The organism is Streptomyces sp. NPDC048171 (genome assembly GCF_043202655.1).
Classification (GTDB): domain Bacteria; phylum Actinomycetota; class Actinomycetes; order Streptomycetales; family Streptomycetaceae; genus Streptomyces.
Map to the genome: position 1 here is coordinate 1 of NZ_JBIDAU010000021.1, position 15,242 is coordinate 15,242.

The 15,242-nt window shown below is 70.5% G+C and carries 21 protein-coding genes; 1 reads left to right on the plus strand and 20 read right to left on the minus strand.

The features are described from left to right. The first annotated feature begins 338 nt into the window (after positions 1-338). A complete protein-coding gene (locus ACGF3J_RS37245) occupies positions 339-593 on the plus strand; it encodes a helix-turn-helix domain-containing protein (protein ID WP_393855945.1) in 255 nt (84 codons plus the stop codon). A gap of 216 nt (positions 594-809) precedes the next feature. On the opposite strand, the gene ACGF3J_RS37250 is transcribed toward ACGF3J_RS37245, so the two are convergent. The 20 genes from ACGF3J_RS37250 to ACGF3J_RS37345 all read right to left on the minus strand — a co-directional run bounded on the left by ACGF3J_RS37250 (position 810) and on the right by ACGF3J_RS37345 (position 15,238). Further along, positions 810-974 carry a hypothetical protein gene (locus ACGF3J_RS37250; RefSeq protein WP_393855946.1) on the minus strand — a complete coding sequence of 55 codons (165 nt, stop codon included), beginning with the start codon at positions 972-974 and terminating at the stop codon, positions 810-812. Next, entirely contained in the window at positions 974-1,324 is a 351-nt protein-coding gene (locus tag ACGF3J_RS37255) for a hypothetical protein (protein WP_393855947.1), read from the minus strand. The genes ACGF3J_RS37250 and ACGF3J_RS37255 overlap by 1 nt, the downstream gene beginning before the upstream one ends. After that, positions 1,321-1,494 (minus strand): hypothetical protein, encoded by a 174-nt coding sequence (locus ACGF3J_RS37260; RefSeq protein WP_393855948.1) that lies wholly within the window; start codon positions 1,492-1,494, stop codon positions 1,321-1,323. The genes ACGF3J_RS37255 and ACGF3J_RS37260 overlap by 4 nt, the downstream gene beginning before the upstream one ends. A gap of 171 nt (positions 1,495-1,665) precedes the next feature. Next, positions 1,666-2,892 (minus strand): multiprotein-bridging factor 1 family protein, encoded by a 1,227-nt coding sequence (locus ACGF3J_RS37265; protein WP_393855949.1) that lies wholly within the window; start codon positions 2,890-2,892, stop codon positions 1,666-1,668. Positions 2,893-2,996: 104 nt separating this feature from the next. After that, positions 2,997-3,365, minus strand: a complete 369-nt coding sequence (locus tag ACGF3J_RS37270) for a hypothetical protein (protein WP_393855950.1) — start codon at positions 3,363-3,365, stop codon at positions 2,997-2,999. Beyond that, positions 3,355-3,783 (minus strand): hypothetical protein, encoded by a 429-nt coding sequence (locus ACGF3J_RS37275; RefSeq protein WP_393855951.1) that lies wholly within the window; start codon positions 3,781-3,783, stop codon positions 3,355-3,357. The genes ACGF3J_RS37270 and ACGF3J_RS37275 overlap by 11 nt, the downstream gene beginning before the upstream one ends. Continuing rightward, positions 3,783-4,040, minus strand: a complete 258-nt coding sequence (locus ACGF3J_RS37280) for a hypothetical protein (protein ID WP_393855952.1) — start codon at positions 4,038-4,040, stop codon at positions 3,783-3,785. Before ACGF3J_RS37280 ends, ACGF3J_RS37275 begins: the two co-directional genes overlap by 1 nt. Positions 4,041-4,055: 15 nt before the next feature. After that, entirely contained in the window at positions 4,056-4,967 is a 912-nt protein-coding gene (locus ACGF3J_RS37285; RefSeq protein WP_393855953.1) for an N-acetylmuramoyl-L-alanine amidase, read from the minus strand. 62 nt (positions 4,968-5,029) lie between these two features. Beyond that, on the minus strand, positions 5,030-5,281 hold the full coding sequence (locus ACGF3J_RS37290) for a hypothetical protein (RefSeq protein WP_393855954.1): 252 nt from the start codon (positions 5,279-5,281) through the stop codon (positions 5,030-5,032). A gap of 9 nt (positions 5,282-5,290) precedes the next feature. Continuing rightward, a complete protein-coding gene (locus ACGF3J_RS37295) occupies positions 5,291-5,803 on the minus strand; it encodes a hypothetical protein (RefSeq protein WP_393855955.1) in 513 nt (170 codons plus the stop codon). A gap of 9 nt (positions 5,804-5,812) precedes the next feature. Then, positions 5,813-9,097 carry a carbohydrate binding domain-containing protein gene (locus ACGF3J_RS37300; protein ID WP_393855956.1) on the minus strand — a complete coding sequence of 1,095 codons (3,285 nt, stop codon included), beginning with the start codon at positions 9,095-9,097 and terminating at the stop codon, positions 5,813-5,815. A gap of 2 nt (positions 9,098-9,099) precedes the next feature. Beyond that, positions 9,100-11,379 carry a phage tail tape measure protein gene (locus tag ACGF3J_RS37305; RefSeq protein WP_393855957.1) on the minus strand — a complete coding sequence of 760 codons (2,280 nt, stop codon included), beginning with the start codon at positions 11,377-11,379 and terminating at the stop codon, positions 9,100-9,102. A gap of 173 nt (positions 11,380-11,552) precedes the next feature. Beyond that, positions 11,553-11,942, minus strand: coding sequence for a hypothetical protein (locus tag ACGF3J_RS37310; RefSeq protein WP_393855958.1), 390 nt, complete (start codon positions 11,940-11,942; stop codon positions 11,553-11,555). 16 nt (positions 11,943-11,958) lie between these two features. Then, the gene (locus tag ACGF3J_RS37315; RefSeq protein WP_393855959.1) at positions 11,959-12,465 is read right to left on the minus strand and encodes a hypothetical protein; all 507 of its coding nucleotides are present in this window, start codon (positions 12,463-12,465) and stop codon (positions 11,959-11,961) included. Positions 12,466-12,474: 9 nt separating this feature from the next. Then, positions 12,475-12,876, minus strand: coding sequence for a hypothetical protein (locus ACGF3J_RS37320; protein ID WP_393855998.1), 402 nt, complete (start codon positions 12,874-12,876; stop codon positions 12,475-12,477). Positions 12,877-12,955: 79 nt separating this feature from the next. Then, positions 12,956-13,693, minus strand: coding sequence for a hypothetical protein (locus tag ACGF3J_RS37325; RefSeq protein ID WP_393855960.1), 738 nt, complete (start codon positions 13,691-13,693; stop codon positions 12,956-12,958). Beyond that, positions 13,686-13,886, minus strand: coding sequence for a hypothetical protein (locus ACGF3J_RS37330; RefSeq protein WP_393855961.1), 201 nt, complete (start codon positions 13,884-13,886; stop codon positions 13,686-13,688). Before ACGF3J_RS37330 ends, ACGF3J_RS37325 begins: the two co-directional genes overlap by 8 nt. Before the next feature lies 1 nt (position 13,887). After that, positions 13,888-14,337 carry a hypothetical protein gene (locus tag ACGF3J_RS37335; protein ID WP_393855962.1) on the minus strand — a complete coding sequence of 150 codons (450 nt, stop codon included), beginning with the start codon at positions 14,335-14,337 and terminating at the stop codon, positions 13,888-13,890. A 10-nt stretch (positions 14,338-14,347) separates the two neighbouring features. Further along, positions 14,348-14,956 carry a head-tail connector protein gene (locus ACGF3J_RS37340; RefSeq protein WP_393855963.1) on the minus strand — a complete coding sequence of 203 codons (609 nt, stop codon included), beginning with the start codon at positions 14,954-14,956 and terminating at the stop codon, positions 14,348-14,350. Between the two features lie 3 nt (positions 14,957-14,959). Then, a complete protein-coding gene (locus tag ACGF3J_RS37345) occupies positions 14,960-15,238 on the minus strand; it encodes a hypothetical protein (RefSeq protein ID WP_393855964.1) in 279 nt (92 codons plus the stop codon). Positions 15,239-15,242 lie beyond the last annotated feature (4 nt).

A 15,242-nucleotide genomic window follows, 5' to 3' on the forward strand; every position in this document is an offset into this window, starting at 1 on the left:
GACTTTTAATCCATTGGTTGTGGGTTCGAGTCCCACAGGGCCTACGCGTTGGACCCCAGCTCACAGCAAGAATGAGTTGGGGTCCTGTCCGTTTTGACCGGCCGTCATGATCGCTAGCTGGCCCGTCGCTGGCCCGAGCGGTCCGGGCAGAGGAAAGGGCGGCCACCCACGGGGGTGACCGCCCTCCCTGCTTCCAGCGTCCTCTCCTGGGGTGCCCTCCCGGGCAGCCGCAACGCCTTCCGCAGGTCTTGCCGGGCGGGTGCCCGGGGCCTATCAAGATCACACAACTTAGGGTCGGCCCTAATCACATTTGATCATGGGGCCGGTGGGGTGGACGGGTGTCGCGTCCTACCCCGCCCGACGAGCGGGTCATCGCCCGCCGCCGCCAGGTCGGGGAGCGGATCAGGCACGTGCGCGAGCACCTGAACTTCAGCCAGCAGGACGTGTGCGGCAGGAGCGGTATCGACGTCGCGACGTACAGCCGCATCGAGCAGGGCCACGCCTCGCCGCTGCTCGACACTCTGATCCGGATCGCCGACGCCATGAGCGTCGAGCTGGAGGAACTCGTGCGCAGCGATGGGCGACTGCCCTGATAGATCTTCGGCACGGGCAGCCGCCCCTTCCGGAAGGAAGGCCGACACCTCGGAAAGAGGAGCCCCCCCTGGCTGGCTGCCAGGAGTCTGTGTGGGGCGGCTGCTCTCCGGTCTCAGCACCAGCAGCCGCCCCCGCCCTGGCCGAGTGCGGGCCAGGAGCCTGAAGTGAGCGGCCCGCCCCCGACGGGGGTCGCAGAGGCGGGCCGCGAGGGTCCGCTACCGGCTCGGCCGGCGCGCGAGCCGGGAGCGGAACTCAACGGGGCCGCCGCCGTAGGGCGTCCAGCATCCGCCGGGGTGGAAGGGCGGGCGGCAGCAGTGCAGCTGTCTGGGCCCGAACTTCTTCCAGCAGTAGCCCATCTCGTGGCCTGGTTGCTGCGGCATCAGCGGCGGCCCTCCCGGATGAGCCGGTACAGAGCCCGGCTGATCTCGCAGCGCTCGGCTGCGTCCACGCACTGCTCGCAGGACGGCGCGTGCTCGAACAGGCCGCGGTGCGCGCGCTCGGCGGTACAGGCCGGGCAGGCGCGCGGGTACCAGCGCATGCCGATGGTGGACGTGGACCAAGGGGAGGGGCTGGTGTGCTCGCCGAAGTCGACGGCGACGTCAGCCGTCAGGGAGGCCCTGCACCAGACACAGTCCGCGCCGCGGACCTGGTCGTCGGTGAGGTCATCGAGGCCGGGCAGAACGAGGACGTCCAGCACTCTGGCCGTGACCTCCTGGGTTGCGCTGGTCACCGCACAGCCTCCAGACCGCGTGGCGTCGGCAGTTCACCGACGTAGCCGAGCGCCTCGGCCAGCTGCGTGAACAGCCTTTGTGCCTCGCCGCGGGACATCACCAGGTCGGCGTTGCCGCGCAGCTCATCGACGGCGTACAGGGCGAGGGGCACTCGCACTTCGCCGGTCACGGCAACGGTGGTGGGCGCCTCGTGCCGGCGGGTGGATGCGTGCAGACGGGCAGGCAGTAACGGCATGTCGAACCCCATTCGGTAGGCGACGTGCGACGGAGCGTCACCGTAGGGGTCCGGGCAAGAGAGAAGGGGGCCAGTTTGGCCCCCTATCCCAACTTGGCCCCCTGGTCAGGCGGTCGCTACCCCTACCTTCTCGGCGAGTTGACCGGCCTCGGCACGCATGGCACGCGGCGCGCTGCGCCATAGATCGGCGGCGACGTGCCGGGCGGACGGGGTGTACGAGACCGTCTCAGCGCTGATCCGGTGCGCCATCTGCATCACGTGCAGCGCGGCCGTGCGGTCGCCGCGCTGGAGGTGCCCGCGGGCGACCTCCACCCACAACCGGGCCCGACGCTCCACCGAGGGCATGACGTCGGGGTCGATGTCGTCGGCCAGACCGAGCGCCTTTGTCGACTTCTGCAAGTCGGTCGCCACGCTGACCGCGTGGAAGTCCACGTTGGCCCGGCCGAAGACGGTCGACGGGTGGACGTAGCTGGCGGGCAGGGACTTGGCGACCTGGTCGCCCTTGTCCCAGTGTCGCCAGGCGTCGCCCTCTCGGCCCTCGCGCGCGGCCGTCACCGCGGCGTGCAGCTGAAGCGCGCCGTAGATCCCGCGCCAGTCCTCGGGCGCCTCCTCCAGGTGCGGGCGGATCAGGTCGGCGGCCTCGGTGACAACGCGCAGGGCCTCCTCGGGATACGCGGTCTCCCGCAAGATGTTGCCGAGATTCCAGGCGGCGGAGGCGATCGCGGCCGGCGCGTCCGCGTCCTGCGCGGCGGACAGGGCCCGGTCGGCGGTGACCCACGCCATCTCTGCCGGGGCGATGTAGGCAGTGGCTTGGCCGGTGAGCCGGTAGACGTCGGACAGGGCGACCAGGGCGGCCCGCCGCTGCTCGCCTTCGAGGACGCGGACAGCGGCCTCGGCGTCGCGGATGAGGCCGGGGAGCTGCGCGCCGACGTCGGTCCGGTTGTGCGGGGACGTGTGCCACTGGCGCCACGTCTGATCAACGCGGCCCTGGAGGATCGCAGGGTCCGGTGGCTGGTCACCGCTGCGGCCGAGGCTGCGCTGCATCACGGCGGACCAGATGGCGGGCAACCCCGGGTGGTTGATGCGGCCGAGCGGCACGGCGGCGGCCGGGCCGTCCACACCAGTGATGACGGAGAGGTCGTGCACCTGGAGAGCGGCAGCGAGGCGCAGCAGGAGTTCGTGGGACCTCAACTCTCGGTCGCCGTTCTCGATGCGCTTGATCCAGTCGACGCCCCGTCCGCACAGCTGGGCGAGGGCGGGCCGCGACATGCCGCGGGACTCCCGCAGGACTCGGATGCGCTCGCCGGTGCTGAGGTCTGCTGACAGGTCCACGGGTGCCCCCTCGGAACGGTGCCGGTCTCGCCAGAGTACGACCGCCGTCAACGCCTGGACGCACGAAAGCGGCCCCGCCCTCCCAGAGGAGAGCGGGGCCGCGGTCATGGTGCGATGTCGTGCAGGTACGGGCGGACCTCGTCCGGGACCGGCTGAGGCGGCGGTGGGGGCTCCATGTGCTGGTCCCGCATGTAGGAGACCAGGGAGCGCGCCCATCCGGCGAGGTACCGCAGGGCGAAGTCCTGCGCCCGCAGCGTGGCCCGGTCTCGTTCGGCGTCCTCTTCGAGTTCGTCAATCCGCTGCCCCTGCCGGGTGATCTCCCCCTCCATCCGGGAGGTGACAGCGGTGAAGTCGTCCCGGCGTTGCTGCCCGCGCGGTTGCCGGCGGCCGACGATGGCCGTGGCGATGCCGCCGATGGCCGTGACGCCGGCGACGGCGAGGGCGGACAGCGCGGTCAGCATTTCAGGTCTCACGCGGCGACTCCGATCGTGCAGAGGGCTCGTCCCAGCCGATCGCCACGAGGCAGACGAGGCCGAACGCGCCGAAGAGCGTGGCGACGACCCAGCCTCTTGGGCTCTCGCCGAGCGGCCACCACGAGACGAGATAAGCCATGGCCCAGGCGGAGGCGATGAGCCACACCGCGAGGAAGCCGGGCCAGTCCCGGCGCGGCGGCAGCCAGGCGCACACCAGGGCGATGAAGCCGGCGCTGATCCACGCCCACCCCCAGGCGTACAGGCTCATGGCCTTCAGGAGCAGGGTCAGGCCGTCGCTGTCGCCGGTGGGCTGGACGACCTGCCCGGCGCCATAGCCGACGGCCATGATGCCCTTGAGGGAGAGCAGCGCGCCGCGGCGGCCCAGCCGCTTGACGAGCCGCCGGACCGCCGCGCGCATCAGACGCCCTTGGCCAGCGACGCCGAGTTGGTGACGTCCCGGACCCTGGCGAGCAGGCCCTTGCCGAGGGCGAGGACGGCGCCGACTCCGCCGGCGAGCGCGGCGTACCACATGCTGCCGTCCAGCGGGGTGGTGACGGCGATGCCGCCGATGAACGCCTGGAGGAACGTGGACAGGACGCGCTCCAGGAGGTCGCGGCCGTAGGTCGCGGCCGTCTTCGCGACCGTGTCGGTGCTGGGCAGGCTGATGTCGGACATGAGGTCCCTTCCTGATCAGGAGGTGACGGTGAAGCCGTGGCGGGCGCCAAGGCGGTCGAGGGAGGTACGGCCGGGGACGCCGTCGGCGTCCTTGCCTCGGTAGCCGAGACGGCGCTGCCACGCGGCGTAGGCCGTGATCGTGGTCGTGCCGAAGTGGCCGTCGCTGTACGTCTTGGAGAGCAGGCCCTCGTCGACCAGCGCGGCCTCCACGGTCCGCACGCCGGCGTAGGTGACGGGCTGGCCGGATGCCTGCGGGTTGGAGCGGGCGGCGGCGACCAGCCTGGACAGGTCAACGACGGGCTTCTGCGGGGCGGGCAGGCTCGTGGTCGGCGGCTTGGTGCCGAGGCGCTTGGCGACGCGGGCGAGGACGTCGTCCCAGTCGAGGCCGCGCGGGTCGACCTTTCCGGGCTGCCAGTCCAGGTGGCGCAGCAGGCTGCGGGCGCCCCAGCCGTGCGCGCGGCAGATCGCGGTGCCGACACGGACGATGGCCTCGACCTGCGCGGCGGGCCAGGGGTCCTTGCCGTCGCCGAGGTTCTCGCACTCGAAGCCGTAGAAGTGCCGGTTGCCGTCGGTGTTCGCCTCGTTGTCGGTGGGCGGCTTGGCCTCGGCGATGACCGCGCGCAGCACGTCGTCGTCGCCGAGCCCGGCGTGGTTGGCGCGGCCGTAGCCGACGAGGTGCACGCGTCCGTCCTTGGTGATGACGCCGTGGCAGAGCGGGCCGGGCAGGCCCGAGTAGCCCTTGCGGCAGATGTCCACCGTCTTGGCGCTGCCCTTTGTGACCGTGTGGTGGATCATCACGCCGTTGACGGGCCCCCAGGGGCCCTTGTGGTTGCGGTTGTGGTTGCGCCAGTCGCCGACCTCGACGACGACGACGCCTTCCTTCTCCAGCGCGGAGAGGAACGCTCCTGCGGACAGGGGTGTGGCCATGGGGTCTCCAGACATGCGTGCGCCCCGGGCCAGGTGGCGCGGGGCGGATGGTGGGGGACGGGCTACTGCATCTCCCGGGCCCCGACGAGGACCGTGGGGGTGATCTGGGCGGCGACGCTGGGGAACGACGCCTCCAGCGACTCCTTGACGGCGGCTACGCCCGCGATGACGGCGGCCGCGGCCTCTGCCGGGTACTCGCCCGCGTCGGCCTTGATGGCCACGTTGATCTGGAGGCGCGGTGAGAGGGACTCGTCGAAGACGTAGACACCGCCGGATGCCTCCAGCGGACGGTAGCCATCGTTGATCTCGGACATGTATCTCCCTTACGGAGGACCGGAGTAGGTGATCGAGATGTACGGCCGGTAGGAGCCGGTGGCCGTATCCAGCGCAGAGCCGCTGTTCTGGCCCGCGACCAGCTGGACGTAGTCGCCTACGGACATGAGCCGCGGCACGGCACGGGCGTCCACAGTCAGGGCGCCGGAGGCAATGCTGCTCATGTTGATCGGGTGGGAGCGACCCATGGAGATGAGGCCGCCGTTGACGTACCAGCAGCATTCGCGGACCGTGCCGCCGGTGCTGCTGTTGAAGCCGACGGCGCCCTGGAACGTCCACCAGCCCGCCCTCGGGCACGTCCACCGGGTGGGCTGGCCGGCGCTCCAGCCGCCGAGGACGTCGAAGGTGACCTCGTCCCACTGCACGGCGTTTGAGGCGCTGTCAGTGCCCGAGGAGATCGACTGGCCCGTGCCCCGGTTCGCGAGGAAAACCGTCCTCCCGATGAGGTCGGTCTCGTAGAGCCGGGCGGCCGTGAGGCGCATTCCGGCAAGCCAGTTCGTCACTGTCGCCTCCTACAGGGCCGCGTAGTTGGGGTGGGCCAGCCGGACGTCGGCGCCTGCGGCGTGGCTCTTGCTGATGCCGTTGACGGAGCGGATGACCGCGAACGTCTGCGGGCTGCTTCCGGCGGTCGCCGAGGTGATGCGGACCGCCCACGCGTACAGCAGGTCCGTGGCGGCGGGCGTGTTGCCCTGCCGCAGGCGGGCCTTGCCCTGGCTCGCGGAGGCTGGGGCGGTGAACGCCTCCTGGAGGAACGTCCACTGCCCGGCCGGGACCGTGAGGGCTCCGGCGGCGCTGGTGGACAGGAACGATCCGCCGCTGTCGTACCAGTAGACGGACGGGCGGACGTCGGTCCACCCGTTCCGGGAGTACACCCAGGCGGAGACGATGTAGCTGGTGCCGGGGGTGACGGTTCCCACGCCGGACAGGTCGCCGACGAGGCCTGCGAATGAGGCGCCGCCGGCGGGCGTGAGCAGGAGCGAGCCGTGGGCGTGCGGGTCCGGGTGCACTACGGCCGTCGACCAGCTGGCGGAGCCGCTTTCGGCGCTCCAGCCGGCTGCGTCGGTGTCCGTGAACGGGTTCACCGCACGGTTGACCAGGGCGCCCGGGGCGGTGACGGTGATGACCTCGCCGCCCACCCGCAGATCAAATGGCATGTCGAACGGGTCGCTGGTCCAGGCCCGTTCGCCCGTGGTCGTGAGCTGCACGGTGGTCGCGGTGGCAGTGACGCCGGCGGTGAGTTCGCTGCCGTCGGTGTCGGCGTGGCCGCGCCGGTAGTCGTCGGCGATGCCGGTGGTCCACGGTTCGCCCGGCGCGCAGTTGAACGTGATCGTCCAGCCGTCGGGTCCGGCGTTCTCCTCGTAGCCCTGGACGAGGACGTCCACGGCGTCCGGGCCGTGGTCGGCGGGCAGATTCGTCAGCCGGATCTTGTCCCCGACGTCGATGCGGAGGATGGCGTCGATCATCGCGAACACCCGCTCGTTCGCGAGGTTCAGCGTGAGGCGCGTGTACCGGACGCCGGCGTAGGTGCCCAGGTGCAGCCGCATGTAGGCGACCTGGTCGGCCTGGTCGTCGGTGTACAGGCTGTACGTGTACTCGTGGTCGTAGCGGCCGACCCCGTTGGGCGGGTCGAGGACGGACAGTTCCCCGCTCTCCAGGATCTGCCGGCCGGGCACGCTGCCGTACTGCCGTTTCACGCTGACGTCGTTCTCGGTCAGCCGGTCGTCGTCGACCGGCTTGAACGGCGCTCCGATCAGGCCCGCCGCGTAGTCCAGGGTCAGGGCGGGCGTCTGGTTCCACAGCGTGGACTGCCCGCGGTGGATGACCTCGGTGCGGTCGCGGGCGTCCAGGAGGTACCCGAAGTTCGTGCGGGACGCCTCCTCCAGGAGGTCGACCAGCTGCGCGCGGTCCTGGATGCCCATCTGCTGCTGGTAGACCGCGTCCCCGGCCACCGAGGCGACGTATCCGGACTCCGAGGCGAGGCGCTCGATCCGGTCGCCGGCCCGCTCGCCCTGGAAGCCCATGTACGCGTCCCACATGCGGGCCGCGGTCGGGCCGGTGCTGTTCCAGTAGGTCAGGTACCCGAAACTGCGGTCCGTGGCGGTGGCGCCGGAGATGGTGGCGAACCCCCACCCCAGCAGGATCCGCCCCACCGGTTTCATCCGGATGCTGGTGAGGCTCCCGGCCTGCTTGAACTGGCCGTCGATGTACAGCGTCCAGAACGACGTGGCGCCGGGCTCGACCGTGAGGCGCATGTGGTGCGGCCGCTCGTCGTAGATCCCCACGCCGGTCACGTTGGCGAGGAACGCGGAGCTGGACGAGTCCGAGCCGTAGCTGTTGCGGATCAGGGTCAGCTGGTCCAGGTTGCCGCTGAACACGATCTGGATGTTGACCTGGTTGTCGGCGTCCGTGCCCGCGCCGGTGTCCGTGATGACGAACTGGCCGGAGGCGGGGGCGCCGCCGCCGGCCAGGAACAGGTCCACGCTCCAGCTGCTGCCGACGCTGGACACGCGCCGCACGGATGCCTGGAGGCCGCCGACCGTGTCGGCCTTGGCGGCGATGACCGGTTCCACCCAGTCGGCGAGGCGGCCGCCCGCCCACACCGGGGCGACGGTGCCGGCCTGGTAGGGCTGCACCATGTCCCGGCCGCCGACCATGGACTTCGCAGCCTTGGAGTCGGTTCCGTCCGTGAGCGGCCAGCATTCCAGCGGTCGCTGGGTCTTGATGAACCGGCGCAAGGCACTGTCCTGCGGCTTGGTGCCGGCGCCCATCCGGCGCAGGATCCCCGACGGGGCGATGGACACGTAGTTGTCGTTGCCGGACAGGTCGCGGGTGGGCGGCCAGGCGGGGACCTCGCCGGACATGCGGATGTGCCGGTTGGTCAGGGTCGTGGCGCCGCCGAGGTTCCAGGTGAGGCCGGAGGCGTCGGTGAACGTGCCGCCGCCCGGCAGCGCGGACACGGCGGTACTCATGTTGACCTTGACCGCGCCGGTGTCGAGGAGCTTGAGGGCGTAGGCCCGCCCGCGCATCATGCTCAGCGCGCCGCCGGACGGGTCCGCGTTGAAGTTGAAGCCGCCGCCGAACTCCATGTAGGCGGTGCCCGGGTAGACCTGCGTGGTGCTGGCGCCGGTGATCGGGGCGCCGAGCAGGTTCCATTCCTCGTCGTCCACGGTGCGGCCGGTGTAGAAGCGCAGTTCGTAGCGGCCCGCACCGTTGTCGCGGGCCAGGGTGACGCGCAGCGCCAGGCGCTGCCCGTTGTACGCCTCAACCTGCTCGGTCGCGGTCTGCGAGATGCGGCTGGCGAACGTGCCGTCGGGCGACCACAGGAACGTGGGGAAGCCGCCGAGGATCTCCAGGGCCCAGCACCGGTTGTCGCCGTTGGAGGTGACGTAGCGCAGGGCCAGCATCTGCGACTGGGACCAGTTCTCCAGGGCCAGGTCCAGGCGCAGGTCGAAGTCCCCGGTGACGTCCAGCTGGCTGTGCTCGTTGACGAACAGGGCACTCCAGGAGATGTTGCCGGGCAGCACCGCCCACGGGCCGCCGACCGTGTACCCCCAGCGGAACGGCGTGTTGCGGCCGATCAGCCCATACAGCGGCGACATGGGGTTGCGGGGCGCGTACCGGTTGTCCCGGCTGTCGAGGTCGCAGGTGCAGGCGGTGGGCTGCGACGAGGACGACTCGGAGGACTGGCCGCGGGTGACGGTCACCGGGGACGTGGTCACGCGCACGTCCTCGGTGACATCGCTCCAGGTCCCGCTGTGGAACAGCTCAGCCCACACGGGCGGCGGCAGGCTCGGCATGATCACCCCTCCGCGAACTTGACGACGCTGCCGCCCGCCTGGGTGCGGACGGACTCCTGGAAGAACTCCCGGAAGGCTCTGCTGCCGCCGACGAACTCGAACAGGACGCGTACCTGGGCGGCCGAGGCACCGAGGTTCCCGGCGGACGGGGGCGCGACGCCCATCTGCCCAGCGGCGCCCTGGTAGGCGGACGGGTCGACCAGGGACCGCATGGCGTCGTCGACTACGCCGGCGTTGTTCTCGGCGCCCATGGCGATACCGGCGGGGATCCAGTGGCCGATCTCGTCCGCCGCCAGCTTCGACGGCGAGCCGATGTGCAGGAAGTCCTTCACCGGGTCGACGATGTAGTTGCTGGCGAAGTTCGACACCTGCGACCACAGCCAGCCGCCAGCGGCCGAGATGCCGTCCCAGATGCCGTACACGAAGTCCAGGCCCGCGTTGTACATGCGCCAGCCCTGGTTGCCGAGGGCGCCCGCCAGGTTCCCCGGGATGCCCCGCGCGTAGGAGACGAGGGATGCGGCCCGGTTGACGGCGGCGTCCTTCATCGACTGGAACGCCTCCCAGCCGCGTTGGCGGACGGAGTTGCCGAGGCCACCGAGCGCGTTCCAGGCACGACCTGGCAGGGCCTGGATGCCGCCCATGAGGCTGTTCCACTGGCGGCTGACGGGCTCGGCGATGTAGTTGGACCACAGGCCGGAGAACCAGCCTCCCACCGCCGCACCGACGCCGTTGAAGACGACCGGGGCCTGATCGGCCATGTCGCCTACCCAGCCGGTGAAGCTGTTCCACCAGCGGGGCGCGTTGTCGACCAGGCCGCCGATCAGGCTGGAGACGAAGCCGACCATGAGGGAGATGCCGACGGCGCTGATGCCGACGGCGACCAGCGCGGGCAGCGCGGCCACCGCGAGCAGGATCGCGCCGGCGATCGCGACGGCCTGGAGGACTTCCAGGGGGTTGGCCATGGCCCACTCGGCGACGCGCTGCCCCGCACCGCGCAGGCCCTCGATGGCCCGCGGCACCAGGTCCGTGACGATCCGCTCGCCCAGGCGCTGGCCGAGGACGAACACGAAGTCGAGGATGCGGTCGATGCCCTCGGTGCCGCCCTGCCCGGCGGCCTCCCAGGCGGCGTTGATCTCGCTGCCGAACCGGTCCTTGAAGTTGATCACGGCGGGCAGGACGACGCCGCCGAGGAAGTCGATGATGTTCTGCTGGACGGTCCGCTTGAACGCCTCCATCTTCATTGCCGGAGAGTCCTCCAGCTTGTCGACGACCTTGTCGGCGGCGCCGGCGACGTCCTCGAACCCCCCGGCCGCTGCAGCGCTCGCCGGGTCCAGGGCGTACAGGGCGTCCGCCTGGGTGTTGGCGAGGTCCCCGAACAGGGTCTGTGCGGCGCCGAGGCGGACCGTGGCGTCGTCGGTGTTGCGCAGGGCGTCCATCGTGTCCTGGAGTGCCTGGGTTGCCTGGTCGCCGCCCGCGCGCATCTTGCGGCCGATGTCCTCGCCGTTCAGGCCGATCGACCCGAAGGCGGCGTTGACGTCCTTGCCGCCGGCCAGGGCAGTCTCGGAGAAGATGCCGATCGCGTCCGCGACCGCGTCGGCGTCCCGGGCTCCTGCTTCCAGGCCCTGGCTGATCAGGCCCAGGGCCGTCTTGCCGTCCAGGCCCACCCGGCGGAACAAGGTCGAGTACTCGTTGAACGTGTCCAAGAGGTCATCGCTTTTGTTCGCGGTGCTGGACAGGCCCGCGGCGATGAGGTCCATGGCCTCGTCGAAGTCGTCGGCGAGGCCGGTCTTGACCAGCTGCCCGGCGGACGCCGTGGCTTTGTTGAGGTCCTGGTCGAAGGCCTTCGCGAGTCCGAGGGTCTTCTTGGTCATGTCCTCCAGGCCCTGCTGGTCCCCGGTGAACTCGTCCATGTTGAGCGTCACGGACTTGATCGCGTCGCCCACCTCGGTTGCGGACTCGCCCCAGCCGTCGGTGAACACGTTGGTCATGGCGTCGGTGGCCGCGCCGACGTCGGCGGTCGTGTTCGCCAGCTGCGCCTCCAGGCGGGTGGTCGCCTCGGAGACGTCCATCGCCTGCGCGAACGTCGACATCAGCGCCGCCCCGGCCAGGGCGCCCGCAGCAGCGCCGGCCGCCGCGAGCGCTGTCCCCATCCGGCTGCCGTTCTGGGCGGCGGCGTCCGCCATCCCGTCCGTCTCGGTCTCCACCGTGTCCCGGGCCGAGCGCATCCCGGGCCCGGTGTTGTCCCGGGCGGACAGAGAGAACACGAGGCTGGTGTCCGACACGGCGGCCTCCCTCCGGTAGGGGTGTCACCGCCGCTTGGCCTGCTGGCGGGCTTTCTCCATCTGCGCGAGGTACTCGTCCAGCCAGGCCAGGAGGTGATCCGTCTCCTCGACCGTGAGCAGGTCCCAGTCCCGCGGGGTGAGGTGCAGCAGGTGAGCCGCGTTGCCGAGGTGGTTCAGACGGCGAACGGCAGCCGGGCTTTTCCCTCGTCCTCCGGCGCCTCGTCGTAGCCCTTGAGCATGGCCTCGATCATGTCCTCGTCGCCGTTCTTCTCCCGCAGCCGCTCCACCGCGAGGTCGATCTCACCCTTGGTCATCTCGATGGTGAGTTCGTCCCAGCAGAAGTCGACGTCGTCGAACGCGATCGTGGGGTGCTGGCGCTTGAGCAGGACGTGCAGCAGCGCCCGCCGGCACAGGGAATCGCCCTTGAGGACGCCCATGGCGAAGTCCTTGAACGCCCGCCCGGTGCGCTTCTCCAGCGCCTCCCGCTCGGCCGACAGGAGCTTGTTCGGGTTGTAGTCGAAGACCTGCTCTTCGCCGTCTTCGGGGTTGTACGTGACCCGCACGGGGCCCTCCTCGGGGTCAGTTGGAGCGGGATGCGATGCGGTTGACCATGTCCGCCAGGGCGAACTGGACCTGCCTCTCGTAGTGGGCGTCCTGGCCCTCGAACGCGCGGTCGAACCAGCCGACCTTGCCTGTCTGCTGCACCCACACCTCGCGGTTGCCGTAGACCGGGTGCCGCCAGCCGGACGCGCGGTTGGTCCTCTTGGGCGCGTTGGGGAAGTCCCGCAGGTTCTTCGTCTTGAACGCCTTGATCTTGGCGCCGGGGAACTTCCCGCTGATGCGGACCTCGGGCCGGATCTTCCGGGCGATAGACGTCTTCAGTGCCGGGCCGGAGTGCGGCGTCGTCGACGCCATCGACATGATCGCGCTCTTGGCCTGCGCAGCCCCCGGCTTGAGAGCCTCGCGCATGTTCCGCGTGAGTTCCTTCCGCAGCTCCTTGCCGTCCTCCTCGGCCCGGAGCGCGCGGGAGATGTTCCGCAGGTTCGTCGCGGTCAGCTCCAGGGAGAGCCGTGACGTGTCCGCCACAGCAGGCACCTACGCGGTGGCCCGGGCCACGGCCCCGGACGTGGTGAAGTCCTGCGAGACGGTGTTCTCGTCACCGACCGAACCGGTGATCGGCGACCAGCCGTTGATCAGGATGTTGCCGGAGTAGGACGGGTTGGACGGGCCGACGGCGGCCTGGTCGGCGCGCACCTCGAACGGCACGACCGTGCCCATGAGCGGCCACATGATCGAGTCCAGCTTGGTGGCAGCCATGTCCTGGAGGAACTCGCAGGCCAGCGTGCCGGACTTGAGGCCGCCGATGACTTCCTTCCAGCCCAGCGACTTGTAGTTGGTGACGTCCTTCTCCTCCACCTCGACGGCCACCTCAGCCTTGCGGGTGTACTCGCTCAGGTCGTTGGAGTTGATGGACAGGAACTCGGCAGTCAGCACCATCGTCGGCACGGCTGCCCCCCTTTCAGGCATGGCGAGACACCCGCACCCCGGGACGGGGACGGGGCAGGAACGGGTTGGGTCAGCCGATGCCGAGAGCAGCGGCCAGGAGGAACGACGGCGTCGTGCCGGTGATGGTCCACGCCACGCGCCACCACGTGTCCGTGATGGCGGTGCCGTCGGTGCGCATGATCTGCCCGCCAGGCTCGTCGGCCGCGGCGAAGGCCGCCCGGGTGGTCGGGGCCGCGAACGTGTCGTCCTCCGCAGATTCCACACGGACGGTCAGGGACGGCGTCGTGCCGGCGACAGACAGGACGTGCAGCGCCGCGTACAGGCGCCGTCCGGCCGCGACGGCGCCGAGTTCCAGTCCGGTGCCGCTGCCGTCGGCGGTGCGCGCGGTTCCGGGAGGGTGGGCGAACTGGCCCCGCACCAGCGGCCAGGACGACTTCGCCGTGGACACCCAGGGGGCGACCTCGCCCACGTCGGCGAGGAGCGTGTAGTCCGCTCGCATCGCGCGGGTGAAGTACGCCAGCTCGCCGACGGCCGCGCTGTTGTTTCCGCTGACCGACCAGGGGCCTACGCCGCCGAGCTGCGCCCAGGTGGCGTCATCCACCTTCGTCTCGTCCCCGGCTTCCCACTGGCCCTCACCCGTGATCTGCGCGGAGGCTAGCCCGCCGACGACCTCGGTGTATCCGTCGGAGCCGTAGTTTGTGGCGGGCTTCTCCTCTACCTCGCTGGTCAGCTCGATCTTGTTGGAGACGCTCGTCAGGTCCAACCCGACCGCGAAGCACCTGACGTTGAGCAGGACGGACTTAGCCATCACCGTCCTCCTTCCTGCTCTTGCCGCGCCGCGCCGGCGGCGGGCGATCGGTGACTTCCTCGGCCACCTCGGAGGCCACCAGGTGAGCGGCCACGGTCGTCGGCAGGCCGTCGACCACGTCGCCCACCGCAGGCCACGGCCGATCGTGCAGCACCGCTCCGTCGGGCCCGCCCACCAGGATCCGGATCTTCATCTCAGGTACTCCCGTCTCCGATGACCTTCAGGACCAACTCAGCGCCGACGTAGGTGGAGGCCGCGTGCTCGAACCACCTGTATCCCTGCACTCGCTGCAGGTGGAGGTCGTCGGCCAGGCCCCCCAGGGCCATCTCGCCCGGCGCGCCGCGGGCCTGCTCGATCGCCTGCTTCAGCGAGGCCGGGCCGGACCCGGACAGCAGGGCATCGATGATGCGCTGTGAGGAGCGGTCGTCCTGGCGGCCGGCCAGCACGCGGCACGTGAACAGCAGCTCATCGAGCTTGCGGCCCATCGCCTTGTCGAAGTTGACCTCGACCTCCCCGACGAAGAAACACGGGGCGAGGATCGCGTCCGGGACGTAGCCGGTGCACTTGAGCTTCCCAGCGCCCGGGGGCAGGACGACGACGGCGGCCGCGGCCGCGATCGCGTCCCGCACAGCGGAGATCTGCACGGGGTGACTCCTATCCGAAGCCGTCGATGCGGTAGGGCTCGATCAGGTTCCACACGTCCGGGTCCCGGCGCGACAAGCGGACGACACCCCACTCCGAGGAGCCCATCACGCCTTCTGGGGAGTCCTTCCGCTTGAACAGCCTGGAGGCCTGGATCAGGCAGGCCTCCGTGATGTCGTCCGGGATCGTCGGCCAGCCGAAGCGGGCGGTGATCCTGATACGTGTCGACGCGGTGCCCCAGGTGGACCCGATGCGCAGCAGCCCAGTGACCGGGCGGCCGTCGGCCAGCGCGTTGTCGGGTGTCGTCTCGTAGCCAGTGAGGGCCGACCAGGAAGCCCCGGCCCCGGTCTCCACCAGCATGTCGGTGGAGACGCCGATCTCGTCGACCAGAAGCAGGTCGCCCTCACGCCTGCACACGATCCGACCGTCCAGCCGGTAGGTGCGCGCCGTTGGCTCGTCGTCCAGCCAGAAGCCGCGACTCGGTCGGCCGGTGGCCTTGTCGATCCCCCGCGAAGCGGCCTTCAGCACGCGGTCCAGCAGCGCATCACGACTGGTGTCGTCCGCCTCAATGGACAGGTGCAGCTTCAGCTCCTCGCGGGTGGCGTACTCGGTGACCGCCATACGTCACTCAGCCGGTGGCGGGGCCGTGGTCTTCTTCGCGGTCCGCTTGCTGGGGGCCGCCTTGCGGACCTCGCCGGGCGCACGGGTGGCCCGCTCAACCCGCGGGGCGCCGTGGCGTCCGGGTACGGCCGGCATCTTGATGTCCGGCTCCGGCTCCGTGTCGGTGAACAGGTCCGGCCGCTCGTCCACCAGCGGGTGGTCGTCGCCGATCGACTGGCCCTCACGCAGGCTCACCGTGCCGCCGGACCAGCGCACGGCCATGGACCGCTTCACGTACTTCATTCCG